Genomic DNA, 24241 nt, shown 5'->3' on the forward strand with positions numbered 1-24241 from the left:
TGACCCCGCTCAGACGTCGGCCGAGGTGGGCAGCGGGATCTGGCCCTCGGTACGGCCGAGCACGGTGAGCTGGTGCAGCTCGACGAAGTACAGCTTCCACAGCCAGTAGACGTGGTTGAGGTGCTCGACGACCTTCTGCTCGTCCGCGTCCGTGGTGACCAGGGTGGACATCACCCGCCACACGAAGTCGTCGTGGTCGTCGTCGAGGTCGGTGTTGACGTGGGCGCGCGCGCCCTTCACGTTCTCCTGGCCGAGGACGCTCTCCAGGTTGTCCAGCCATTCGGGCTGGGTGCGCGTGGTCACGTACTCCACGAAGTAGACGCTGGTGATCAGCGCGAGCGGGCTGTCCTCGAACTCCATGCCGTACTGGAGGTACCCGGTGAGCAGCTTGGTGGAGAGCATCGGCTCGGTGGAGTAGATCTGGTCCTTGGTGACGCCGACCTTGGCGAGGTCCGCGGCGAACAGCCGGTCGTGCAGCATCTCGTCGTCGGTGTAGTGCGCCCAGGCCTTGGCCTGCACCGGGTCGACCTTGGTGAAGTACTTGATGGCCAGCGCGTCGATGGTCCGCTTGCGGCGCAGCCGCAGGATGGTCTCGATGTTGTGGCGCTTGTAGTAGTCCAGGTTGAGTTCGGCGGCACTCTTCTGGTGCTGGGCGAACGGGACCGTCTCGTAGAAGTCCTTGATGAAGGTGTCGAGGATCGCGTCGACCCGCTTGCGCAGTTCGGGGTTGATCGTCATGGGCTTGCTTCCCTCCTGTGGGGTCAGTGGCAGCCGCAACTCGCGCTGGAGACGCGCTGCATCCGGCCGCGGCGCACCGCTTTGCGGGCGCCGAGTACGACGGTTCCGTCCGATGTCAGCAGCGAGCTGCGGGGGCAGAGGAAGGCCAGGGCGAAACGCGTGGCCGGTGTGATCCCCAGCCCGAGGTTGACCACGCCGCCGGTGGCGCCGTACACCTCGTTGGGTCCGCAGTTCGCCGGAATGACCTCTGTGGTGGTGTTGATCCCGAAGCCGAGTTCCCAGATGACGCGGTAACGCGGATCGTCGGTGAGGAGCTTGTCCAGCTCCGCGGCGGCCGGCGCGGCCCCCGAAGTCTGCGGGGTGACACCCTCGATGCTTCCGGCGGTGACGTGGAGCGTCACGGCGTGGGAGACGAGGGGGGAGAGCGCTTCGAACAGCCGCTGCTGCTCGGCGCCGTCGGCGGGGTCCGCGTGCCGGTGCACGATCGGCCACCCGCGCAGCGTCAGGTCCCCGTGGAGACCGAGCAGCCGGGCTTCCGGCTCGAAGGTGGTGATCTCGGCGGCGGTCACACTCAACTTGCCGGAAGGGAAGATCTGTTGATCGCCCGGTTCCAGGATTCCCGCCTGCTGGTTCCAGACGCAGTCGCCCACCGTGTGGTCGAACTCGGCTTCGGTGCCCGAGGCGTCGTCGACGATCGTCAGCCGGTCGCTGTCCCCGACGAGGTCGAAGAACTCCTCGGCGGTGGCCGCATGTTGGGCGATGTCGGTCTTCGCCGCGGTGCGCAGGAAGTAGCGGACGTACTCGTCGGTGAGCGGCGTGGAGCCGGCCGGCAGTACGGCCAGCTTGCGCGCGCCCAGCTCCTGCGGCGTCGGCGAGTCGAGGAAGCGGCCGGGGCAGACGGCCAGTACGTGCGCGTCCGGCGGGACGCTCTCGGCGATCAGCGTGCCCAGGCGCGTTCCGCGCGGCAGGGTCAGGTGGACCACACGGGAATACCCGTCACCGGGAAGCAGCGAGAGGGGCTCGCCGCCGTCCTCACTCGTTATCAGACAGAATGTCTCGACCGGCTCGCCGAATTGACCGAAGTCAGCTGTGGTGAGATCCAGCGGTGACACGGGCGCACTCCCTAGTGAAAGACGACGAGAACCCCGTGGCGGGGCATTCACATGCCCCGCCACGGGTCGGTACTCAGCCCAGGAGCGTGCCCAGGTAGTTACGGTTCTTCTGCACCTTGATCTTCTTCATGACAGTCACCTCCTGTTAATTGTATTTTTTTACATTCACCCCGAACGGTCGGACGGTCGATAGCCGCTAGTCCGCGGTGACGACCCTCTCCACCGTGGGGTGGTCCGGGTGTCCGATCAGCGCCAGTCCATTACTCGTGAGGACGCGCGTGTCGGGCGAAATGATGTCCAGGTGGTATTGGGTGTACGGAGTGAGCCCGAGGCCGTAGTGGAGACAGCCTTCCGTGCCGCCGTACACCTCGTTCATGGCGTGGTTGCCGGGCAGGATGTCGAGGGAGGTGTTGAGGGCGTGGCCGATCTCCCACACGATCCGGTAGCGGGAGTCCACCGCGAACATCTGCTCCAGCATCGCCACGGCCGGCGCGGCTCCCGGGTCCAGCGCCTCCAGGCGCGTGATCCTGCCGTCCTCGACCTTGGCCTTGATGGCGTGGTCACGCATCGCCCAGAGCTGGGAGTGGATGCGGGCCTGGTCGGTCCGGGAGAAGGACGGGGTGCCGTTGTGCAGGATCGGGTACCCGCGCAGTGTGATCTCGCCTTCCAGCGGCAGTTTCAGGGCCTCGTCGAACTCCCTGATCTCCACCGGCAGCACGCTGATCTCGCCGGACGGGACGATCTGCTGGTCGCCCCACTCGAGCGGACCGGCCTGCTGGTTCCACACCAGGCCGTCGCGGAGATGGTCGAGTACGGCCCGGGTGCCGTGCACGGGATCGGCGTACACCAGGTGGTCGGCCTCTTCGGCGAGCTCGAAGAACGTGTCGCAGAACGCCGCCTGGTCGACCGACGAGGTCCGCTCCATGACGCCGAGGAAGTGCCGGATCTCATCGAGGGTGGTGGGCGTCGAGTTGCACGCCATGCCCATGATCTTCCGCTGCCCCACCAGATCGGGATCCGGAGATTCGAAGAACCGGTGGGGTGAGACCACCAGAATGTGGGCGGGTTCCGGTATCCGCTTTTCGAGGAGGTCCTCGAAACGGTCGCCGGCTCCCATCGGGATCGTCAGGTAGTCCTTGTACGCAGCGGATTCGACGATCTCGAACTGATCGGCCAACTCGGGGTTCGTGACCAGACAGAAGGTACTTCCGGTGGCCTCGCCGAACTGGCTGAAGCGCCCGGGATCGATGGATATCTGTGTCATGATCACTCCCGTCATGGCCTGTGCCACTTGCCCTCGCCGTGGTCACTACTTTGGCTTCCGGGAGCTACCGCGCGCTATAGGACCATTGTCCCTGGGAACTTTGCCGGCGAGGCATTCTCGGCCCGGCCGTTTCCGTCATCGCACATCGCTTGCCGGTACAGCGCCGACAGTGCGCCGTCGATGGGGTGGGGCTGCGGATTACCCGAGGAGTCCGGCCCGTTCCACCTCTGGAGGTTGACCGCGACGGACATCTGTCGCTTGCCGTCGGCCCGGGTCAGGGACAGCGTTCCGGCCCCCCAGGCGGAGCCGTCGTGGCCCCAGAAGGTGCCGCAGCCCCGGATCTCGACCCTGTGCAGACCGAGGCCGTACTGGACCGTCGATCCGTCCAGGGCGCGGACCGGGAGCGTGCGCTGCATCTGCGCCAGCGACGACCGGTTGACGATCCCGCCGTCGAGCAGCCTGGCGTAGAAGCGGTTGAGATCCTCCATGGTCGATACGAGAGCGGCCCCCGTCCCCGTCCAGGACGCGTTGTAGACGCTGTAGTCGCGCGGCGGGTCGATCACGCCCCACAACGCCTCGTACATCCGCGAGTGCGGTCCCTCGATACGCGGTCCGGCCGGAAACCCGGTGTGCCGGAGCCCGGCGCGCTCGATGACGTTCCGGGTGATGTACTCCTCGGCCGGGGTGCCGGTCACCTGCTCCAGGAGTTGGCCGAGGAGCAGGTAGTTGGTGTTGGAGTACACCCCCGTGGGGGCTCCGGGCTCGCCGGCGGGAGGCGCCGCGAGCCCCAGCTCTATCAGCTCGGCCGGCCGGAACTGCCTGAACCGGTTGTCGTCCAGGCTCTTGGACGAGACGTCCGGCAGGGAAGGGAACCCCTGGATGGACGGGAACGCGTAGGGGATGTAATCGGGGATGCCGCTGGTGTGGTTGAGCAGCATCCGCACCGTGATCTTCCTGCCGCGCTCTCCGGGCACCAGCTGCGGCAGATAGCCGCCGATCGGCGCGTCGAGCCGGATCCGGCCCTGCTCGACCTGCTGCATGACGGCGGCGGCGGTGAAGGTCTTGGTGACGCTGCCGACGCGGTGGCGCATGTCGGGCCTGACGGGACGGCCGGTTCCGACATCGGCGACGCCGGAGGCGCCGCGCCAGGTCAGGCCGGCATCGCGCACCTCGGCGTACACCCCCGGTATCCCCGCGCTGTGGACACCGTCCATGGCGGACTGCAGCTCCGCGGGATCGAAGCCGGACGACGGGCTCGGGCTGCCGGTCCGGTCGGGTGCGGGGGCCGCCGCCACCATGCCCGTACAGGCAACCAGCGCGGCCACGCCTCCGCACAACACCATTCGGATCTTCAAGACATCCGTCCTTTCGCGATCAATGTGGGCAACGGGGCACTCTCCCCGTGCTGTTCGGCAGACACGACCTAGGCCAGCGCGCGGCGCAGGGCTGCGGTGAGGTCGGCGATCTGGCGTTGCGACACCTCGGCGGAGAGGATCGCCTGCGACCCGTGGAACGTGCCGGGCCACTGGTGCAGGTCGACCGACACGCCCGCCTGCAGCAGGCGCAGCGCGTAGGCGATGTCCTCGTCACGGTTGGGGCAGAGCTCCGCGGTGGCGATGTACGCCGGGGGCAGGCCGGACAGGTCGGCGGCCCGCGCGGGGGCGGCGTACGGCGTGGCGGGCTGGGAGCCCAGGTAGTGCCGCCATGCTGCGGCGACCTTGTCGCGGTTCATCCAGGGCACGTCGGTGAACTCCCGGCGCGACCACGTCTGTTCCCGGTCGTCGAGTCCGGGCTCGTTGAGCAGCTGGAAGCGGATCGGCGGCCCCTGATGGTCACGCGCCCGCAACGCCACCGCGGCCGCGAGCCCCCCGCCGGCGCTGTGACCGCCGACCGCGATCCGCTCCGGGTCGACGCCGAGTTCGGCCGCGTGCTCGGCGGTCCAGGTCAGTACGGCGTAGGCGTCGTCCAGGGCGGCCGGGAACCGGTGCTCGGGCGCCAGGCGGTAGTCGACCGAGATCACCACCGCCCCGGCGAGGTCCGCGAGCCGTGCGGCCCACGGATGCTCGCTGTCCAGGCCGCCGAAGACGCCTCCGCCGCCGTGCAGCCAGACGAGGGCGCCCTGTGCCCGGTGCGGGCGGTAGATCCGCACCGCCACGTCCGGATCGGCGGGAACGGTGCGGTCCTCGACCTCCATGTTCGAGGTGTCCGGTGCCGGCGCCCCGGCGGCACGCTCGGCGAAGTCCTTGCGCGAGGCGACCGGGTCGTCCATGTCGAGGTCAGGCAGGAACGGTACGAATGCTTCGAGTTCGGGATCCATGACGACCATCCTCACGGTCGTCACCCACGGGGGTCATCCGCCGTCCGTCGCGCATCCCGCCCCGATCACGCACCGATCGGCGCACCCCTGCCCTCCTATCCTTCTGCCATGCAGGCACTGGCTTTACGGCTGTCGGGACTGGATCCGTACGTGGACGGCGCGATCCGCATCATCGCCTTCTACGACACGCTGATGCGCCGGCGGGTGGACCTCCCGGCGCTCGCCCGGGCCTCGGCGGGCCTGGCCGAGTGCGTGGCCGGGATCCGGCTCCACGGCACCGGGCGGGCGATCCGGATCTCGCCCGATGGCAAGGAGGCGTCCGCACCGCCGGCATCCGCGTCCACCACCGTGCCGGTCACCCTCGACGAGGAGGAGATCGGCACGGCGTGGCTGGAGCGCCCCGGAGCGCCCGGCCCGCTCGACGAGGTCCTCCTCGACCGGCTCGCCATCGCCGCCGCGGCCGTCGCCGAGCGGTACGGCCCGGCCCGCACCACCATGGCCGACCCCGCCCTCGTCGAACTGGCGATCAGCGCCGACAGCGACGAGGCGGCCCGCGCCCGGGCGCTGCGGCTCCTCGGTTTCGCTGCCGACCCGCCGGTCCACGTCGTCGCCGTACGGTCGCGGCTTGCGCTGGACCGGATCGGCGGCCTGGTGTGCCCGGCCCGCCAGGTGAAGGCGGCGCCGCTCGGCGACGTGGGCGTCATCCTGGCCACCACCGTGGACCCGGCCCGCTTTCCGGCCGGCGTACGCGCGGGCATCAGCACCGCCGGACGCCTTGACCGGGCCTGGCGGGAAGCCCGCACCGCCCTCCGCTTCACGACCCCGCGTGAACCCGTCATCCCCTACGCCGGCCTGGGCGCGCTGGCGCTCCTGGCCGAGATACCCCAGGACGTCTCGCGCGACAACGCCGACGTGGCCGCCATCGCCCGCATCGCAGGCAGCCCGGAGGATCTTCAGACGCTGGACACCTACTGCGCCACCGGCTCCCTGCGCCGGGCAGCCGACCTCCTCCACCTGCACCACAGCAGCATCGCCCGCCGACTGGAACAGATCGCGAAGACCCTGGGCATCGAGCTCACCGAACCCGGCGGGCTGACACGGGCCAGGATCGCCCTCACCGCATGGCGGCTGCTCGACGACTGAGGAAGACCCTCCCGCACCGCTCCTGACGGCTGCGGATGCGCGCGCACGCGACTTTTACCTGGTGTTTTGTGGTGCGTCAAGTCCCGACTTTCCGGAACATGACCCGGGTGTGCCCGGCGGGGCTTACTTATGGAGCGGGAAGGAAGCCTCACCGGAAACGGAACGAGGCAACAGGGCAGAGACGGAAGACCTCCTCCCGGAGGGTTTCTCCTCTCCCCGATATCACCGCACCGTCCCGAATCCCCGGGGCACCTCAATATTCGTCATAGCTAGGAGAAAATCATGAACCGCAAGATTCGTATCGCGTCGCTGGCCGCTTCCATCGCTTTCATCGGTGGAGGGATCGCCCTTCCGGCCTCCGTGGCAACTGCGGCTCCGATGCCCGGACACGTGGCCACGGCCCTGCCGAGTGACGGTGGCGCCGGAGGAAAGGGTGGCAAGGGCGGCAGCGGCGGCCTCGTCGGAGGCGGCGGCGGTTCCGGCGGCGCCGGCGGTGGCAGCGTCCTCGGCACCGGCGGCAAGGGTGGCGGCGGTGGCGCCGGTGGCGACGGGGTCCTCGTCGGCGGTGGCGGCGGCGGTGGCGGCGGTGGCGGCGAAGGCCGTATCGGTGGCGCCGGCGGCGACGGCGGCAAGGGCGGCACCGGAATCCTCGAGGGCGGCGAGGGCGGCGGCGGCGGCGGGGGCGGCGACGGGACGCTGTTCGGTGGCAAGGGCGGCAACGGCGGCGACGGCGGCTTCAGCATCTTCAAGGGCGGCAAGGGCGGCGACGCCGGTGACGGTGGCTTCGGCGGCCTGATCGGTGGCCTCGGCGGGAACGCCGGCAACGGTGGCGGCTCCATCTTCTGACAGGCGCCTCGGTCCGACGGGGTGGAGGCCTTCACGGCCTCCACCCCCACCCCCCACCCCTTTCTCACCCCCCACCCCTCTCGACGACGGCAACGGAGAAACCCCCATGTTCACGATTTCCTGGCAGCGTCCGCTCATCCTGGCGGCGGCCTCCCTGGCCCTCGTCACCGGTACGGCCTGTGCCGCGCAAGCGTCGCAGTCCCACACCCCGACCGGCGCCAGCTCTTCGGCCGTCGCCGACCACCCGGAACCCTGCTTCAAGCTCGGCAAGGGTGGAGAGGGCGGCAAGGGTGGAGAGGGTGGCAAGGGCGGTAAGCCCGGTAAGCCGGGCGAGCCCGGCCAGCCCGGCCGCGCAGGATGCCTCCGCTTCAGTGACCTGCCCGACAAGGACAAGTCGGAGCTGTCGGTGGTCGACAAGGTGCAGATCGTGCTGATCCTGATGGCCGACGACTCGGACGAGATGAAGGAGAAGATCGCCGACAAGTACAAGATCTCCGAGAGCCAGATCGACACCTGGAAGGAGCAGTACAAGGAAGGTGACTGGTTCGCCCTGATGGGAGGTGACTCCCCCTTCTCCCAGTGAGAACCAGTGCGGGAAAACCGGGGCGGAAGGGCTCCCCGGCCCAAATGGGCCGGGGAGCCCGCTTCTTTCCGGTACCGGAATGACCTACGAACCCATTTCTTGGCAAGGAGAATCTCATGCGAGTGCGCTCTTGGAAGTTTCGTCTCGGTATTGCCATCTCGTCGACCCTGATCGGTGCCGGTGCCATGGCGCCCGCCGCCTCAGCGGCTCCGGCAGCCCCGGCCGCCCAGGTCTCCGCGGTCCAGCAGCACGGCCTCGCCCTCGGCAGCGGTGACAGCGGGCAGGGCGGGAACCGGATCGGCGCCGGCAAGGTGCTCGGCAAGCTCAAAGCCGGCAGCGGCAGCGTCAAGGTGGGCAACGGCACCGTCCGCGTCGGTGACAGGGTGTGCGCGGGCAAGTGCGACGGGTCGGTCAACGGCACCAACGGAACCAAGGGCGGGGTCTGTGTCGGGCAGTGCAACGGCAGCGCCAACGGGGGCAACGGCACTACCGGCCCCGTGGGCGGCAACGGCACGAACGGCGGCAGCGGCGGGGTCTGTGCCGGAGTGTGCAACGGCAGCTCCAACGGCGGCAACGGTGGCAACGGCGGGGCCGCGCCTCCCGGCGGTGACGGCGGTGACGGCGGCTTCGGCGGTGACGGCGGCATCTGCATCGGCATCGGCTGCCAGACCAGCGGTCAGGGCGGCCGCGGTGGCGACGGCGGCGAAGGCTGACCCCCACGGATCGGGCCCGCAGCCTCTCGGCTGCGGGCCCGATCCGTGCGCCGGGCACCGCACCCGCAGCAAGCAGGCCGGGCACTCGTGCGGCCCGCTGGATAGACTTTCAGGTACGGAAGAGCGGCCTGTCGCGTCGACTGTCGTCCGGAGGCTGGTCACGGACTATCGAGGACGGGGTCCGTCTGATGGGCACGGCACCGAACCTGAGCATGTACACGGGCCGGCCGTCCGCCCTGATCGGGAAGCAGATCGCGGGCTACCGGGTGGAGCGCATGCTCGGCCGTGGCGGCATGGCCGTCGTCTACTGCGCGAAGGATCTGCGCCTGGACCGTACGGTCGCGCTCAAGCTGATCGCCCCGGAGCGGGCCCGCGACGACACCTTCCGGCGCCGCTTCACGCACGAATCGCGGGTGGCCGCGTCGATAGACCACCCGCACATCGTGCCGATCTTCGAAGCCGGTGAGACCGACGGGGTCCTGTACATCGCCATGCGTTACGTCGCCGGTCTGGACATGCGAGCCCTGCTGGACCGGGACGGCCCGCTCCCCGTCGCGACCGCCCTTCGTATCGCCGCCCAGGTGGCATCCGCGCTCGACGCGGCGCATGAGCACGATCTGGTGCACCGGGACGTCAAGCCCGGCAACATCCTGGTCGCCGCGGGCACCGACAGCGAGCACCCCGAACACATCTATCTCACGGACTTCGGACTGACGAAGAAGTCGCTGGCGCTCACCGGGTTCACCACCACGGGAGAGTTCGTCGGCACGCTCGACTACATGGCACCGGAACAGATCTCCGGCCGGCCGGTGGACGGCAGGTGCGATCTCTACAGCCTCGCCTGTGTCGTCTACGAATCCCTCGCCGGCGGGCCGCCCTTCGAGCGTGACGACGCCGCGGCGCTGCTGTGGGCGCACCAATACGACCAGCCCCCTCTCTTGAACGAGAGGAGGCCGGAAATCGCGTCCGCCGCCGACGAGGTCATGCAAAAGGCCCTCGCGAAGGTTCCCGAGGACCGTTACGGCTCGTGCCTGGAATTCGTGGCGGCCCTGCGCGCCGCCACCGGGAACGGTGGCGGCCATCGGGCCGATCCGTCATCCCCCGCGGGTGCCCGGTCTGCCGGGGTCTCGGCGAACCCCGAGCCGCCCCCGGAGCCTCCGGCCTGGGCCCGGCCTGTCTTCCACGGCCCGCCTGGGGGGCCGTAGGTCATCCGGTCCGGTGTCACAGCCCCAGGGAGATGGCCAGCCGGGTCATTTCCGCCGTGGTGTTGATGCCCAGCTTGGCGCGGATCCGGCGGAGGTAGGCGTCGACCGTGTGCTTCGAGAGCCCCATGTGGCGGGCCGCTTGCAGGTAGGTGCACCCTGCTGCGATGTGTCGCAGTGCCTCCTGCTCACGCGGGGCCAGCGCGGGTGCGGTGGTTTCGGCGTTCGGCATGGTGAGTGTGAGGCTCATGGGATTCCCTCCGACGAATCGGCTCGGTCATCGATGCTCACGTCCTCGGAAGCAGGGGACATATGCCTGAATGTCGGTGTATGTCCTTGTTAAAGAGCTTGTTCGGGCGACGTCATGGCGCTGTCCGCCGACTGTCACGGGCGTGTCACAGGGAACGCCGCAGGGAACGCACAGGGAACGCCCGCGCGTCTGGATGCCTCAGTACCGGATGCCTCGGTACCCGATGCCTCAGTACCCGACCAGGGACTGCTCGGCCCAGATGGTCTTGCCGATCGAGGCGTGCCGGGTGCCCCAGCGCCTCGCCAGCTGGGCGACCAGCAGCAGGCCCCGCCCGCCCTCGTCGAAGGTCCGGGCGCGCCGCATGTGCGGGGCGGTATTGCTCGAGTCGGAGACTTCGCAGATCAGGGTGCGGTCCTGGTGGATCAGCCGGAGCTGGATGGGCGGCTGGCCGTAGCGGATGGCATTGGTGACCAGCTCGCTGACCACGAGCTCGCTGACGAACGCGGCCTCGTCGAGCCCCCAGGCCGTCAGCTGGTCGGTGGTGTGCCGACGGGCGCTGGAGACGATGGAGGGGTCGGAGGGCAGGTCCCAGACGACGACCTTGTCGGCGTGGAGGGCCCGGGTCCGGGCGACGAGCAGGGCGACGTCGTCATCGGGAGGGTGAGTCAGCAGAGCCGTCAGCACGCGGTCGCAGACCGTGTCCAGCGTGGAGGCGGGACGGGAGAGGGCCGCGAACATGCCGTCCAGGGCCTCGTCGATGTCGCGCTCACGGGGTTGCAGCAGACCATCGGTGTAAAGGGCGAGGATGCTGCCCTCGGGAAGCTCGACGTCGATGGTCTCGAAGGGCAGGCCCCCCAGGCCCAGCGGCGGGCCGGCCGGGACGTCGAGGAGGTACACGGAGCCTTCCGGGGAGACCACGACGGGCGGCGGGTGGCCGGCCCGGGCGACGGTGCAGTGGCGGGTGACCGGGTCGTAGACCACGTACAGGCAGGTGGTGCCGATGCCCCCGGCCGTTTCCCCGGCGCCGTCCCGGTCGGCCTCGTCGGCCGACAGGTGGATGATCAGGTCATCGAGGTGGGTGAGCAGCTCGTCGGGCGGCAGGTCGACGTCGGCCAGGGTGCGTACCGCGGTGCGCAGCCGGCCCATGGTGGCGGCGGCACGGATGCCGTGGCCGACGACATCGCCCACGACCAGGGCCACCCGGGCGCCGGACAGCGGAATCACGTCGAACCAGTCGCCTCCCACTCCGGCATCGGTACCGGCGGGCAGGTAGCGGGAGGCGGTCTCGAGCGCCGCGTGATGGGGCAGCGACTGCGGGAGCAGGCTGCGCTGCAGCGTCATGGTGCTGGTGTGCTCCCGGTTGAACCGGCGCGCCTTGTGGATGCTGGCGGCCGCCCTGGCCGTGAGCTCCTGGGCCAGCCACAGGTCTTCCGGCTGGAAGGGCTCCCGGCGCTGGTGACGGCCGAACACGGCCAGGCCGAGCGTGGTGCCGCCGAAACGCAGCGGCACCACCATCATCGAGTGGGTCCCGTTCTCTCGGATCCAGGAGGCCCCCGGGTCCTCGGCCACCCATCGGGCGACGGCCGAGTCGCTCGTCCCGTGCACGGCGCCACGGCCCGCGGCCAGACACTCGACGGGAGGCGACAGCGGCGGATAGACGACCGTCTCTCCGACGGCGACCCGGGACTCCGGGCTTCCTTCGAGGACCGACCGCGCGGCCGTACGGGACACGGTGACCGGACCTGCCACCGGGCCGGTGGGCGGCTCGTCAGCGCGCGGGGGAGGCTCCAGCAGGTCGACGAGCGCGAAATCGGCGAACCGGGGGACGGCGGCGTCGGCCAGCTCCTGCGCGGTGCGGGCGCTGTCCATGGTGGTGCCGATGCGGGCGCCGGCGTCGTCCGGCAGGAGCATCAGCTGCCGGTCGCCCTCGATCCCGGTCCTGTCGTGCGCGGCCAGGCACACCGCGTGCACCCGGCCGTCCCGGTCCCGCAAAGGGGCCAGCGAGGTCGCCCAGCCGTGCTCCGTGCTCGCGCCCGTGGGGCGGACGAAGGCCTCCTCGTACTGCGGCTCACCGGTCTCCAGCACCAGGCGCATCTTCCGCTCGGTCTCGTCGCTCACGGGATCCGGCGCGATGTCCGGCAGGCGCAGCCCGCGCATCTCGGCCTCCGTGAGGGACAGCGTGCGCTCCATGCCGGCGTTCGCCCGCACCAGCCGCAGGTCCGCGTCGAAGATCGCCATGAAGCAGGGGGACTGGGTGAACGCCCATTCGTTCAGCGATACGCCCCGGGGCGTGCGGGGCTCGCCCGCCACGGCGGACACCACGAACCACTTGGCGGTCCCGCCGGTGGACGTCCAGCGGTGCGCGAGCAGCCCCAGTTGCAGCCGCCGGCCGTCCCGGTGCCGCAGCGCCACCGTGCCGCTCCACCGCTCCTGCCCGGACGGGATCCGCCACGCCGTATCGCCGGCGCCGTCGGCGAGCAGCTGGGCGGCGGGCAGTCCCAGTACCTCGGAGGGCACGTAGCCGAGCAGCCGACGGGCATCCTCGCTCCACTCGGTCACGATGCCCTGCTCGCTGATGGTGGCCGTGGCCGTGTACGCCGACTCGGGGGAGGCGCTCGCCTGCTCCGGCCGCTCACCAGGAGAGGTGGGAACTTGCTCCATCGCCGCTCATCTCACCCTCGCTAGTTCCTTTGCCGCTGTTCCACGGCATTGCACGGCCAGGGGCTCCACTGACAAGCATGATCCGGCGGGCCGGGGAGCACCAACGCAGTGCCGTCACGGGCGGGCGAGGACAAGGGCGAGGACCGCGTCTCCCGCCTGCCACACCATCGCGCGGCGCCGTCCGCCGAGTACGGGCGGCCGCAGGCCGAGGATCGCGATGTGGCGCGGAGCGGCGCCGAAGACGCCGCTGCGGTCGGCCTTGACCGCGGCTTCCTTCAGCGCCCAGGCGCCTGCCAGGGCATCCGGCCGGTCCGTACCGACGAGGGAGAGCTCCCCGGGCGAGAAGGCGTGGTCCGCGACACGGCGTACCGCGGCGGCCGAAACCCTCTCGCACAGGTCCACGCCGACCGGTTCCGGTGCGAGGGCCGCGGCGACGTATCGGGAGGTGTGGCTGATGGAGACGTTCACGGCATGCATCGGGCTGCCGCCGACGACGACGCCGGGGCTGCCGTCGTCACGCGGGAGGATCTCCACGTCCTGCGCCGGCGCGGCGACGAACTCGCCGACCAGGCGCTTGGCGAGCAGCCGGCCGGCCACCCACTCGGCCTGCCGCCAGGCCGGCAGCGCCCGGACCAAGTGCCGTTCGGCCGGGGAGAGAGGCGGTGCCTGGCCTGCCTGGCCGAGGTCGGTACGCCGGGCCACGATGACGCGGGCTCCGCCCCACCGGTGGACGTGTCCCGGCGCGATCGACGGGAAGGCGGGGTGCACGGCCGCGGGGCTCATGCGGCGGCGGGGACCGGGTCCAGGTGCCGCAGCTCGCCCTCCAGGGCGGTCACGGCGTACCGGATCTGGTCGGGCGTGTGTTCACAGGTGAGGAAGAAGCGCAGCCGGGCCATCTCCTCGGGCACGGCCGGGTAGAGGATCGGATTGACGCTGATGCCCTGCTGGAAGAGGGCCTCCGCGAGCCGCAGGGTCTTCAGCGAGTCCCCGACGATGCACGGGACGATCGCCGTGTCATGACTGTCCCCGATGTCGATCCCCGCCGCGCCCGCGAGGCGGACGAACAGCGCGGCGTTCTCCGCGAGACGGGCCACGCGCTCCGGCTCGGCACGCAGCACGCGCAGGGCGGTCAGGGAGGCGGCGGTGTCGGCCGGGGTCATGCCGGCGCTGAAGACGAAGCCCGGAACGGTGTAGCGCAGGTAGTCGACGACCGAGCGGTTACCGGCGACGTAGCCACCGCAGCTCGCCAGTGCCTTGGACAGCGTGCCCGACCACAGGTCCACGGCCGAGCGGTCGATGCCGAAGTACTCGCCGATGCCGCGCCCCGTCGCACCGATCGTTCCGATGCTGTGCGCCTCGTCGATCATCAGCAGCGCGCCGTGCCGGCGCTTGACCTCGACGAGGGCGGGCAGGTCGGCGATGTCGCCGTCCATGCTGTACACGCCCTCGATGACGACGAGCACCCGCCGGTACTGGTCGCGGACCTGCGTGAGGACGGCGTCGAGGGCGGCCGCGTCGTTGTGGGGGAACGGCCGTCGGGTCGCGCCGGACAGCTTGCACCCCTGGAGGATGCTGTCGTGGGCGAGGGAGTCGTGGATGACGAGGTCCCCGGGGCCGACGAGGTGCCCGATCACGGTGACGTTGGTGGCGTGCCCGTTGGCCAGGGTGATCGCGGCCTCGCATCCGAGCAGGCCGGCGAGTTCCGTGTCGAGTTCCCGGTGCAGCGGACGGCTGCCGGACAGCAGCCGGCTGGCGGAAACCGACGTGCCGTAGCGCTCGATCGCGTCCTTCGCCGCCTCGTTCACCTGGGGGTGTGTGGCCATGCCCAGGTAGTTGTAGCTGGAGAACGAGAGGAGTTCCCGGCCGTCGATGACGGTCGTGTCCGTCATAACGCCCTCGTGGACGAGGAAGTACGGATTGGGCAGCCCCGTCCCGGTGAGGGCGGTGATGCGCTCGCCGTGGGCGGTGACCTCCGGGAAGCACTCGATCCGCGTGTGCTCTTCGGGAAGCGGGGCGGTGGCGGAGGCGACCGGCTCGGCGGGCGCCGGGGAGGGGGCTTCTTCCCCGCGGTCGGCGCGCTGTGCGGGGAAGGCTGCCGGCGCGGCGTCCGGGGAGCCGCCCGCGATCAGCGCGGCGATGCTCCCGACGGTGGGCCGGTCAGCGGTCGTCTCGTCGAACGTCCACCGCGGCCATTGCCGCTTCAGGGAGGTGAACAGGTCGGTCAGCATCAGCGAGTCAAAACCGAGCTCGTCGATCAGGAGCTGGTCCTTGCGCAGATGACCCACCGGGAACGCGCTGATCCGCGCCACGTGCGCGAGCACGGCGTCGGTGACCTCGTCGAGTTCCCCGGTCGGCGGCGGCGGCGTCGGCGCCTCGTCGGCCGGGACGGCCGTGACGGCCGGGAAGGCGGGGGAAGCGGGCACCGGTGTGGTTCCGGCCGTCGGCGGGGCGGTGACCTGTACGGCGGGGTTCGGCGCGGGGAGCGCCTCGGTGAGGCGGGCCAGCAGCGTCACCTGCTGCTGAGCCAGCCGGAGCAGCTCGTTCATCGGGTGATCGGCGGGGTGATCCATCGGGGTCTCTTCGAGGGGTGCGGGGCGGGGCGGGAGGGAGTCGGCGGGGGTGTCCCGCTTCGCGGGGCGCTGGTCGGACAGCCAGTAGGACTGGGTGTCGAGCTTCGCCACCGGCAGGTCCAGCAGACGGCGGTCTTCCCGGGGAATCAGGGCGCGCGGGTCGACCGGGACGCCCAGGACCGCGAGCCGGGCGAGGGCCAGGACGAAGTCGCGTCCGCGGTCCGGTGCCACCCCCGCCGCGGGGACGACGTGGATGTCGTTGTGGCCGGTGAGGTTGCGGCGGACCGAGGTGAGGAGCGAGCTGCCGCCGGCCACCTGGAGGAAGACGCGGGCCCCCTGGTCGTAGGCGGTGCGGACGGCGTCGCTGAAGCGGACGGGCGTGGACGCGTGGAGGGCCCACAGCTCGCGCAGCCGGCCGGGGTCGGTGCACAGCTCCGCGTTCACCGACGAGACGAACGGCAGGACGGGACTGCTGACGGGGCGGTTGGCGAGGCCCGCGCGCATCGTCTCCTCGGCGCAGGCCAGCAGCGGCGAGTGGAAGGCGTGGGAGACGTCGAGCGCGGCGGTGACGATCCCGGCGTCGGCGCAGGCCTGCCGTACGGCGGCGAGCCCCTGAGGCGTGCCGCTGACCACGACCTGCCGCTCGTGGTTGAAGCAGGCCGGCCACACGTCGTCGATGCCGTCGACGAGCCGGTGGCAGGTCTCCTTGTCGCTCTGCACGGCGAGCATCCCGCCCCCGAGGCCGGTCCCGGCCCGCTGGAGGGCCGCTCCCCGGTGGACCAGGAGCCGGATGGTGTCCTCGTCGGTGAGCGCTCCGGCCGCCGCGGCCGCCGCGAACTCTCCGACGCTGTGGCCGAGGGCGAGGCCGGGAGTGACGCCGCAGTCGGCGAGCAGGCGGGTGGCCGCGATCTGGACGGTACCGAGCAGGGGCTGGCACACATCGGTGGCGGCGAGCCGCTGCCTGAGCTGCTCGGCGTCGCCGTGGCCGGCCGCGGCCTCGCCGTACAGCAGATCGGTGAGGTCGAGGCCGCTGTCCTGGCGGGCCACGGCGCCGAGGGCGTCGACTGCCGCACGGAAACCGGTGAACCTCTCGTAGAGGTCCTGCATCATGCCCGGCCGCTGGCTGCCCTGACCGGGGAAGAGGAAGGCGATGCGGCGCTGCTCGGCCGGCAGGGGAGCGTCGGCGTAGAAGGCGCCGTCGCCGAGGTCGCCCCCGTTGCCGTCGCCGAGGTCGCCGCCCGCTCCGTCGGCGAGCTGCCGGCGGGCGTGCCGCAGCCGCTGGGTGAATTCCTCCGTGTCGCAGGCCACGATCGCGAGGCGGGCCGTCAGCGGCTCACGGGCGCCCAGGGTGTGGGCCACCGCCGCGATCGGCGTGTGGGGTGCGCGGTCGATGCTGTCGAGCACCTCGCCGATGTGCCGGTCCAGCAGCTCACGGTTTCCGGCCGAGAGCAGGACCAGGTGAGGTCCGGCGGCTTGGGTGCGTACCGGGAGGCGGCGGACGGCCGGGGAGGGCTGCTCCTCCAGGATCACGTGGACGTTCGTGCCGCCGAATCCGAACGAGCTGACGGCGGCCCGCCGCGGGGCGCCCCTGCCCGTACCCGCGGTCGGCCAGGGCCGCGCGCTGTCGGCGAAGCGCAGGCCCGCGGCGGAAACGCCCAGGTCCGGATGGGGGGTGGTCTCCGGCTGCGGCACGATCGTGCCGTGATGGACGACCAGGGCCGTCTTGATCAGTCCCGCGATGCCCGCCGCGGACAGGGAGTGCCCGATGAGGGCCTTGCCCGCGGCGAGGTAGCACAGACCGGGGTCCTCGTCGGGGTACTCGGTGCGCAGCCGGCGCAGCGCCTCGATCTCGGAACGGTCACCGACGGAGGTACCGGTGCCGTGGGCCTCGAGGAAACCCACGGAAGAGGGGGCGACACCCGCGTCGTCGTAGGCCCGGCGCATGGCGCGCAGCTGGCCTTCGGCGGTGGGAACCAGCGGCCCGGGAGACGCGCCGTCGTTGGCCGAGCCGATGCCCTTGATCACCGCGTAGACCCGGTCGCCGTCGGCGAGTGCGTCGGCGAGCGGCCGTATGACGACAGCGCCGCTGCCTTCGCCCAGGACGAAGCCGTCGGCCCCCTCGTCGAACGGGCGGCACACCCCGGTGGCGGACAGTGCACGGAGTCTGGAGAAACCGACCAGGCTGTCGGGGGTGAGGTTGAGGTACACGCCGCCGACGACGGCGATCCGGCAGCTGCCCTGGCGCAGCTGGGCCATCGCCTGGTCGAGGGCGACCAGTGAGCCGGAACAGGCGGCGTCGACGGCGAAGCTGGGGCCGCCGAGGTCGAATTGCCGGCTGACGGTGCCGGACGCCATGTTGAGGAGGCTCCCGGGCAGGGTGAAGCTCTGGATGGTGCCGAGCTGTCCTGCCTGCTCCTTGACGGCGGCAAGGCCGTCGGCGTCGTCTGCCGCGAGCGACTGCTCGGCCAGGGTGATGGCCCGGATGGGGGCCGACATGAGGTCCTTGTAGTCGGACACCGACAGTCCGAGGAAGACCCCGGTGTTCTCCCGGTCGAAGTCGCCGCGTCCCAGCCCCGCGTCCTCGAGGGCCTCGCGGGCGACGTCGAGCATCAGCCGGTGCTGCGGGTCCATGGCCCGGGCACGGGCGGGCGGCACCCCGTAGTGCTGGGCGGCGAAGCGGTCCACTTCGTCCAGGAAGGCGACCTGGTCGGTGTACGCGGCATTGGGGGCCGACCGGTTGGCGGGCTCGTGGAACGTCTCGTGGTTCCAGCGCTCCCTCGGGACGGCGGAGAACTGCCGTTCGCCGCTCATCAGGAGCTCCCAGTAGGCGTGGAGGTCGGGGGCGCCGGGGAAGCGGCAGCCGAGTCCGGTGATCGCGATGTCAGACATGGGGGTCTTCCTTGTCTTGTCGGTGGTCAGTGGCGCGCGGGGGCGTGGGTACGGACGGGGGTACGGACGGAGGCACGGACGGCGATGCGGCCCGGGGGGCATCTCCTGGCGGGAGCCGGGGGAGGACGGGGCGCCGGGCTCGGCTCCTTGCGCCTCAGCAGCCGCGGTGCCCACCAGTTCAGGTCGCCCGCCAGGCGCATGAGCGCCGGTACGAGGACGCCCCGTACGAGCGTGGCGTCGAGGAGAACGCCGAGGCCCGCGCCGATCCCGAAGAACTGCAGGAGGGAGACCTGCGAGGTGCCGAAGCTCAGGAGGGTGAAGGCGAGCAGGGCGCCTGCGGTCGTGACGATGCCGCCGGTGTGCGCGAGGCCCGAGACGATCGAGTCGGCGTTGTCCTGCCCGGCGTCGTGTGCCTCCTTGATGCGCGCGAGGACGAACACCTCGTAGTCCACCGAGAGCCCGAAGACGATGCAGAACAGCAGCACCGGCATGGTCGTGCTGAGCGGGCCGGGCGTGAAGTCGAGCAGCTGGTGCAGATGGCCCGTCTGGAAGATCCACACCATGGCTCCGAGGACGGCGGCGAGGCTCAGGGCGTTCAGCGCGATGGCCTTCAGCGGCAGGAGCAGGCTGCGCGTGAATCCGAGCAGCAGCAGGAAAGTGGTGAGCGTGATCACGGCGAGCGCCAGCGGAAGCCGGTCTCCCACCGTGGCCTTGGCGTCGACCAGTACCGCGCTCGGGCCGCCGACCAGCACCTCGGTGCCCGCCGGTACGGGAGTCGCGCGGATGTCGTGCACGAGCTGCTGGGCGGCGCGCGACTGGGGGTCGACCAGCGGCACCACGGAGAGCCGGCCCGGGCCAGCGGCGGGGGGTCCGACGACCTGCGCGACCTGCGGGAGCGCGGACAGCCGGCGGGTGTACTCCGCCTGAGCCGACGGGGACGGCGCACCCGTCATGACGACCGTGAGCGCGCTGGAGCCCTTCATGTCGAACGTGCCGCGCACCAGGTCCCCGGTCTGACGGCTGGACGCGCTCACGGGCAGCGCCCGGTCGTCGGGGGTGGCGAAACCGGCGTGCGCGAACGGCCCGGCGAGGACCACGAGCAGGCCGATCACCGGCAGCGCCGCGATCAGCGGGCGGCGTACGACGATCCGCGCCAGCCCCGCCCAGAAGCGCGACCCCGAGCCGGCGTGGACCCGGCGGCGCCACGGCACGGGCCAGGCGTTCACCCGCGTTCCGAGCAGCGTGAGCAGGGCCGGCAGTACGGTCACGGCGCTCACCGCCGCGATCACCACCACCGCGATGCCCGCGTAGGCGAAGGAGCGCAGGAAGTACGGCGGGAACACCAGCAGCGTCGCGAGCGCGGCGGAGACCGTCGCGGCACTGAAGGCGATCGTGTGGCCCGCGGTGCGCACGGTCCGGATGGCGGCGTTGCGCGGGTGGTATCCGGCGGCGAGCTCCTCACGGAACCGCGAGACGATCAGCAGCCCGTAGTCGATGCCCAGCCCCAGGCCGAGCGCCGTGGTGAGGTTCAGCGCGAACACGGACACGTCGGTGACGGCGCCCAGGGCGCTCAGGACCAGCAGCGTCCCGGCGACGGCCAGGACCCCGATCAGCAGGGGCAGCGCCGCGGCCACCACACTGCCGAACACCAGGACCAGCAGGATGAGGGTTCCCGGCAGGACGAAGGATTCGGCCCGCTTCAGGTCGGACTCCGAGACGTCCTGGAGCTCGGCGTCGGCGAGCGCCGTCCCGCCGACGTGCACCGTCAGGGCCGTCCCGGAGGCGGCCGGGGTGGTCAGCTCCTCGCGCAGCTGTTTGACCCGCGCTGCGAGCTGCTCCCCCTCGCCGTCCACGTGCGCGACCAGCATGGCCGCGTGGCCGTCCCGGCCGCGCAGCTCCGCCGCGCCGCCGGTCCAGTACGAGGTCACGGCGCTCACCTGCGGCTGGGCCGCGAGATGCCTGGTCAGGCCCTCGCCCGCGCTCCGGACCGACGGGTCGTCGACGGATCCGCCGCGGGCCTGCGCGACCACGACCAGGTTGGGGGACGCCCCCTTGCGCTCGGCCGCCACGAGGGCCGCGCGGCTGGACTCGGATCGCGGGTCGTCGTACCCCTGCGTCTTCAGCCGGCCGGTCGCCTCCGCTCCGAACACGACGGACAGCACGAGGAACACGAGCGCGCCGAGGAGGACGAGCCGGGGGCGACGGGTCACGAGGACCCCTGCGCGACGGGACATCGAGGTCTCCGATCCGGGTGGCGTTTAGCGCCCTGCACTTGCGCAGGACGACCGGTTTCCACCGTGCCCGGAGGCGGGATGCGGCCGTAGCCCCGGCTATTCGTCACTTGACAGCGCGGAGCCGGGGTGTCGGCGGGTGCCGTTAGGCTTCGGGAATGGCCCTTCCGGACGCTTCCCCCGAGACCTCCGACGCGTTGCAGGTACTGCACCGCGTCTTCGGTTACAGCTCCTTCCGCGGCGAGCAGCAGGAGATCATCGAGCAGGTCGTCGGCGGCGGTGACGCCCTCGTGCTGATGCCGACCGGCGGCGGAAAATCGCTCTGCTACCAGATCCCGGCCCTCGTCAGAGAAGGCACGGGCATCGTGATCTCGCCGCTCATCGCGCTGATGCAGGACCAGGTGAACGCGCTCACCGCCCTCGGGGTACGGGCCGGATTCCTCAACTCCACGCAGGACTCGTACGAGCGCCAGGCCGTCGAGCGGGCTTTTCTCGCCGACGAGCTGGACCTGCTCTACCTGGCCCCCGAGCGGCTGCGCACCGAGAGCGCACAGCGCCTGCTCGACCGGGGCAAGGTGGCGCTCTTCGCGATCGACGAGGCGCACTGCGTCGCGCAGTGGGGTCACGACTTCCGGCCCGACTACCTGGCGCTGTCCATGCTGCACGAGCGCTGGCCGAAGGTGCCGCGGATCGCGCTGACCGCGACGGCCACCGAGGCCACCCACGCCGAGATCGTGGCGCGGCTCGGCCTGGAGGACGCCCGGCATTTCGTCGCCAGCTTCGACCGGCCGAACATCCAGTACCGCATCGCCGCGAAGAACAACCCGCTCAAGCAGCTGCTGGAGCTGATCCGGACCGAGCACGACGGGGACGCCGGAGTCGTCTACTGCCTCTCGCGGTCCTCGGTGGAGAAGACCGCGGCCTTCCTGGTGGAGCAGGGCATCGATGCCGTGGCGTACCACGCGGGCATGGACGCCCGCACGCGTGCGGCGAACCAGGCGCGCTTCCTGCGGGAGGACGGGGTCGTGGTGGTGGCCACGATCGCCTTCGGCATGGGCATCGACAAGCCGGACGTGCGGTTCGTCGCGCATCTCGACCTGCCGAAGTCGGTCGAGGGCTACTACCAGGAGACCGGCCGGGCCGGCCGCGACGGCGAGCCGGCCACGGCGTGGCTGGCGTACGGCCTGCAGGACGTGGTCCAGCAGCGCAAGCTCATCGAAGGCTCCGAGGGCGACGAGGCGCACCGCCGCTCCCTGGGCATGCACCTGGACGCCATGCTCGCGCTCTGCGAGACGGTCGACTGCCGCCGGTCGCGGCTGCTGGAGTACTTCGGGCAGTTCGGCGGGCCGTGCGGCAACTGCGACACCTGTCTGACGCCGGCCGAGTCCTGGGACGGGACGGTCGCCGCGCAGAAACTGCTGTCCACGGTGTGGCGGCTGGCGAAGGAACGGCGCCAGAAGTTCGGCGCCGGCCAGATCATCGACATCCTGCAGGGCAAGAAGACGGCCAAGGTCATCCAGTTCGACCACGACGCGCTCTCGGTGTTCGGCGTCGGGTCGGATCTGAGCACCGCGGAATGGCGGGGGGTCGTGCGCCAGCTGCTGGCGCTGAGGCTGCTGGCGGTGGAGGGCGAATACGGGACGCTCGTCCTGACGGACGACAGCGGCGAGGTGCTGGGAGGGCGGCGCACCGTCTCGATGCGGAAGGAGAAGGCGGTCGTCGGCTCGCCCCGAAAGGAGTCCGGCCCGCGCTCCGGGAAGGGCGCCCGCGTGCCGGTCGACCTGCCGGCCGCGGCCGAACCGGTCTTCCTGGCCCTGCGCGCCTGGCGGGCCGCGACGGCGCGCGAGCAGGGCGTACCGGCGTACGTCGTCTTCCACGACGCGACGCTCAGGGAGATCGCGACACGGCTCCCCGGCACGGTGGAGGAGCTGGGCACCGTCGGCGGCGTCGGCGAGGCCAAGCTCACCAAGTACGGCCAGGGTGTCCTCGACACCTTGGCGGAGTGCGAGGCCACCGCGCCTGCCGCTGCCCTTGCCACGGTGCCTGCCCCTGCGCCTGCCCCTGCCCCTGCCCCCGCCGCCGAGCTCGTGTCGGTCGCACGGCCCGCGGCGCCGGACGCGGACGAGCCGCCCTTCGACCTGGACGAGATGGACCCGCCCTGGGACGACTGGGAATAGCGGGTCCTGGATCCGGGGATTCAGCCGGTGGGGGTCCGCTCCTCACCGCCCATGTCGAGGCGGAAGGGCGGGTAGGCGTCCGTCATGAGCGAGGCGTAGGCCGTGACGCGCAGTACCCACCGGTTGAGCCCGATCACCAGGTCGAACAGGTCGCGCGGGTACTTCTCGGTGAAGGCCAGCGTGACGACCGCGATGAGCACGAGGAGACCGATCAGACCGCCGACGCACCAACCGCCGTGCATGGCACCGGTGAAGATGCCGATCACGAGGTACTGCGGGATGGCGAGCAGCCACCACTTCACCAGCACCAGACCTCGGGACAGGTGTTCCGGGTAGGCGATGTCGAGCCGGGCCGGGTATCCGGGCTCGGGGCCGAGGCTGAACGGCGGGTACCGGTCCGTACCCAGCGCGCCGTACGCGTAGTACGAGACCCGCCACGACCAGCGGAGCACCCCGAGGTTGAAGTCGAAGAGGGCTCGCGGGTAGCGCTCGGTGAAGAGGATGGCGAAGAACGCGATCACGCTGACCAGGAGGAAGGCGATCCACAGGAAGGCGAGCACGATGTAGTGGGGGATCGCGAGGATCCACTTGACCAGCCACAGCCAGCGCGAGAGTGGTGCGTCCAGTACGGCCGTCACGTTGACCGGTCGGTAGAAGCCGGCAGCTGTCGTCATGTGAATCACGCTTTCGATGCGTGTGACCTTGCCCTTCTCCATCATCCCGCGCGCGCGTCGGCGTCACCTGTCGGGCGCTCTCGGCGACGGAGGGGTACGGCTCACCGTCCTGCCCAGTGCGGCCGCCGCCCGGGCGAACCTCGCGGCATCGACGACGGCCGCACCACCGAGGTCGTTGTTGAAGTACACGTGCACGTCCGCCTCGTCCGGCCACCCGTCGGCGATGCGCACGACCCAGGACTTCAGGGCTTGCAGTCCGTAGCGCGGCGGCGGCTCGGCCAGGCCGCCGTGGAACCGGACGTACCCCCATGACGCCGTACGCCACAGCGGCGTCACCGGCCGGGACCCCCGGTCCGCCCAGCACAGCGCGCTGTCATGCCGCTCCAGCACCGCCCGTACCTCCCGCTCCGCCTCCCACCACGAGGCGTGGCGGAACTCGACGGCCACCCGAACCGTGCCGGGAAAGCAGCCGAGGCACGCGTCCAGCGCCCCGACGTCCTCGCGGAAGGAGGGCGGCAACTGCAGCAGGACGGGCCCCAGCCGGTCGCCGAGGCCCGCGGCGCGTTCCATCAGCCGGTGCACCGGCTCCTCGGGGTCGTGCAGCCGCTTCAGATGGGTCAGGTAGCGGCTGGCCTTGACCGCCATCACGAACCCCTCGGGTGTCCGCTCCCGCCAGGCCCCGAAGAGCTCCGTCGTGGGCAGCCGGTAGAAGGCGTTGTTGTTCTCGACGGTGGCGAACCGGCGGGCGTACTCCTCCAGCCACAGCCGCTGTGGCTGCTCGGGCGGGTAGAGAACGCCGCGCCAGTCCTTGTACTGCCACCCCGAGGTACCGACGAGCATGGGCATGGTCCGATCCCTGCCCGCCAGGGCA

Annotated in this window: 18 protein-coding genes; 6 read left to right on the forward strand and 12 right to left on the reverse strand. The window is 71.1% G+C overall.

From position 1 onward, the window contains the following. Positions 1–9: 9 nt before the first annotated feature. The 5 genes from JIW86_RS33415 to JIW86_RS33435 all read right to left on the reverse strand — a co-directional run bounded on the left by JIW86_RS33415 (position 10) and on the right by JIW86_RS33435 (position 5431). Positions 10–738: a hypothetical protein gene (locus tag JIW86_RS33415; protein ID WP_215144930.1), complete on the reverse strand. Its 729-nt coding sequence runs from the start codon at positions 736–738 to the stop codon at positions 10–12. Between the two features lie 23 nt (positions 739–761). Then, positions 762–1850 (reverse strand): hypothetical protein, encoded by a 1089-nt coding sequence (locus tag JIW86_RS33420; protein WP_257557625.1) that lies wholly within the window; start codon positions 1848–1850, stop codon positions 762–764. 196 nt (positions 1851–2046) lie between these two features. Next, positions 2047–3114 carry a hypothetical protein gene (locus tag JIW86_RS33425; protein ID WP_257557626.1) on the reverse strand — a complete coding sequence of 356 codons (1068 nt, stop codon included), beginning with the start codon at positions 3112–3114 and terminating at the stop codon, positions 2047–2049. Between the two features lie 74 nt (positions 3115–3188). Further along, entirely contained in the window at positions 3189–4412 is a 1224-nt protein-coding gene (locus JIW86_RS33430; RefSeq protein WP_416237699.1) for a serine hydrolase domain-containing protein, read from the reverse strand. Positions 4413–4537: 125 nt separating this feature from the next. Beyond that, positions 4538–5431, reverse strand: a complete 894-nt coding sequence (locus JIW86_RS33435; protein ID WP_257557627.1) for an alpha/beta hydrolase — start codon at positions 5429–5431, stop codon at positions 4538–4540. Between the two features lie 108 nt (positions 5432–5539). Between JIW86_RS33435 and JIW86_RS33440 the strand changes: the two genes are divergently transcribed. The 5 genes from JIW86_RS33440 (at position 5540) to JIW86_RS33460 (ending at position 9921) form a co-directional block, all read left to right on the forward strand. Next, positions 5540–6574 carry a helix-turn-helix domain-containing protein gene (locus tag JIW86_RS33440; protein ID WP_257557628.1) on the forward strand — a complete coding sequence of 345 codons (1035 nt, stop codon included), beginning with the start codon at positions 5540–5542 and terminating at the stop codon, positions 6572–6574. A 282-nt stretch (positions 6575–6856) separates the two neighbouring features. Next, positions 6857–7420 (forward strand): hypothetical protein, encoded by a 564-nt coding sequence (locus JIW86_RS33445; RefSeq protein ID WP_215144925.1) that lies wholly within the window; start codon positions 6857–6859, stop codon positions 7418–7420. Positions 7421–7526: 106 nt separating this feature from the next. Then, positions 7527–8003 carry a hypothetical protein gene (locus tag JIW86_RS33450; protein ID WP_257557629.1) on the forward strand — a complete coding sequence of 159 codons (477 nt, stop codon included), beginning with the start codon at positions 7527–7529 and terminating at the stop codon, positions 8001–8003. 116 nt (positions 8004–8119) lie between these two features. Next, entirely contained in the window at positions 8120–8716 is a 597-nt protein-coding gene (locus JIW86_RS33455; RefSeq protein WP_257557630.1) for a hypothetical protein, read from the forward strand. A gap of 188 nt (positions 8717–8904) precedes the next feature. Further along, positions 8905–9921 (forward strand): serine/threonine-protein kinase, encoded by a 1017-nt coding sequence (locus JIW86_RS33460; RefSeq protein WP_257557631.1) that lies wholly within the window; start codon positions 8905–8907, stop codon positions 9919–9921. 16 nt (positions 9922–9937) lie between these two features. On the opposite strand, the gene JIW86_RS33465 is transcribed toward JIW86_RS33460, so the two are convergent. The 5 genes from JIW86_RS33465 to JIW86_RS33485 form a co-directional block, all read right to left on the reverse strand. After that, positions 9938–10168: a response regulator transcription factor gene (locus JIW86_RS33465; RefSeq protein WP_215144919.1), complete on the reverse strand. Its 231-nt coding sequence runs from the start codon at positions 10166–10168 to the stop codon at positions 9938–9940. A 228-nt stretch (positions 10169–10396) separates the two neighbouring features. Further along, positions 10397–12829, reverse strand: a complete 2433-nt coding sequence (locus JIW86_RS33470; protein ID WP_257557632.1) for a SpoIIE family protein phosphatase — start codon at positions 12827–12829, stop codon at positions 10397–10399. 114 nt (positions 12830–12943) lie between these two features. After that, positions 12944–13612: a 4'-phosphopantetheinyl transferase family protein gene (locus JIW86_RS33475; protein WP_257557633.1), complete on the reverse strand. Its 669-nt coding sequence runs from the start codon at positions 13610–13612 to the stop codon at positions 12944–12946. After that, positions 13609–18288 (reverse strand): type I polyketide synthase, encoded by a 4680-nt coding sequence (locus JIW86_RS33480; protein ID WP_257557635.1) that lies wholly within the window; start codon positions 18286–18288, stop codon positions 13609–13611. The genes JIW86_RS33475 and JIW86_RS33480 overlap by 4 nt, the downstream gene beginning before the upstream one ends. A 26-nt stretch (positions 18289–18314) precedes the next feature. Next, a complete protein-coding gene (locus JIW86_RS33485; protein ID WP_257557637.1) occupies positions 18315–20498 on the reverse strand; it encodes an MMPL family transporter in 2184 nt (727 codons plus the stop codon). 179 nt (positions 20499–20677) lie between these two features. On the opposite strand from JIW86_RS33485, the gene recQ reads away from it, so the two are divergent. After that, on the forward strand, positions 20678–22696 hold the full coding sequence (recQ, locus tag JIW86_RS33490; RefSeq protein WP_257557639.1) for a DNA helicase RecQ: 2019 nt from the start codon (positions 20678–20680) through the stop codon (positions 22694–22696). A 20-nt stretch (positions 22697–22716) separates the two neighbouring features. Here the strand turns inward: recQ and JIW86_RS33495 are convergent, their stop codons facing one another. Continuing rightward, a complete protein-coding gene (locus tag JIW86_RS33495; protein WP_257557640.1) occupies positions 22717–23370 on the reverse strand; it encodes a DUF4389 domain-containing protein in 654 nt (217 codons plus the stop codon). A 63-nt stretch (positions 23371–23433) separates the two neighbouring features. Beyond that, positions 23434–24216, reverse strand: coding sequence for a DUF72 domain-containing protein (locus JIW86_RS33500; protein WP_257557641.1), 783 nt, complete (start codon positions 24214–24216; stop codon positions 23434–23436). Positions 24217–24241 lie beyond the last annotated feature (25 nt).

It is taken from the genome of Streptomyces sp. NBC_00162 (assembly GCF_024611995.1).
GTDB lineage: Bacteria > Actinomycetota > Actinomycetes > Streptomycetales > Streptomycetaceae > Streptomyces.

Bases quoted from the DNA above. Each gene is read 5' to 3' on its own strand.
- JIW86_RS33450 (WP_257557629.1), top strand. From the start codon at position 7,527: ATGTTCACGATTTCCTGGCAGCGTCCGCTCATCCTGGCGGCGGCCTCC.
- JIW86_RS33415 (WP_215144930.1), bottom strand. From the start codon at position 738: ATGACGATCAACCCCGAACTGCGCAAGCGGGTCGACGCGATCCTCGAC.
- JIW86_RS33465 (WP_215144919.1), bottom strand. From the start codon at position 10,168: ATGAGCCTCACACTCACCATGCCGAACGCCGAAACCACCGCACCCGCG.
- recQ (WP_257557639.1), top strand. From the start codon at position 20,678: ATGGCCCTTCCGGACGCTTCCCCCGAGACCTCCGACGCGTTGCAGGTA.
- JIW86_RS33440 (WP_257557628.1), top strand. From the start codon at position 5,540: ATGCAGGCACTGGCTTTACGGCTGTCGGGACTGGATCCGTACGTGGAC.
- JIW86_RS33445 (WP_215144925.1), top strand. From the start codon at position 6,857: ATGAACCGCAAGATTCGTATCGCGTCGCTGGCCGCTTCCATCGCTTTC.
- JIW86_RS33495 (WP_257557640.1), bottom strand. From the start codon at position 23,370: ATGACGACAGCTGCCGGCTTCTACCGACCGGTCAACGTGACGGCCGTA.
- JIW86_RS33460 (WP_257557631.1), top strand. From the start codon at position 8,905: ATGGGCACGGCACCGAACCTGAGCATGTACACGGGCCGGCCGTCCGCC.
- JIW86_RS33455 (WP_257557630.1), top strand. From the start codon at position 8,120: ATGCGAGTGCGCTCTTGGAAGTTTCGTCTCGGTATTGCCATCTCGTCG.
- JIW86_RS33500 (WP_257557641.1), bottom strand. From the start codon at position 24,216: ATGCCCATGCTCGTCGGTACCTCGGGGTGGCAGTACAAGGACTGGCGC.
- JIW86_RS33480 (WP_257557635.1), bottom strand. From the start codon at position 18,288: ATGTCTGACATCGCGATCACCGGACTCGGCTGCCGCTTCCCCGGCGCC.
- JIW86_RS33425 (WP_257557626.1), bottom strand. From the start codon at position 3,114: ATGACACAGATATCCATCGATCCCGGGCGCTTCAGCCAGTTCGGCGAG.
- JIW86_RS33435 (WP_257557627.1), bottom strand. From the start codon at position 5,431: ATGGATCCCGAACTCGAAGCATTCGTACCGTTCCTGCCTGACCTCGAC.
- JIW86_RS33470 (WP_257557632.1), bottom strand. From the start codon at position 12,829: ATGGAGCAAGTTCCCACCTCTCCTGGTGAGCGGCCGGAGCAGGCGAGC.
- JIW86_RS33430 (WP_416237699.1), bottom strand. From the start codon at position 4,412: ATGGTGGCGGCGGCCCCCGCACCCGACCGGACCGGCAGCCCGAGCCCG.
- JIW86_RS33475 (WP_257557633.1), bottom strand. From the start codon at position 13,612: ATGAGCCCCGCGGCCGTGCACCCCGCCTTCCCGTCGATCGCGCCGGGA.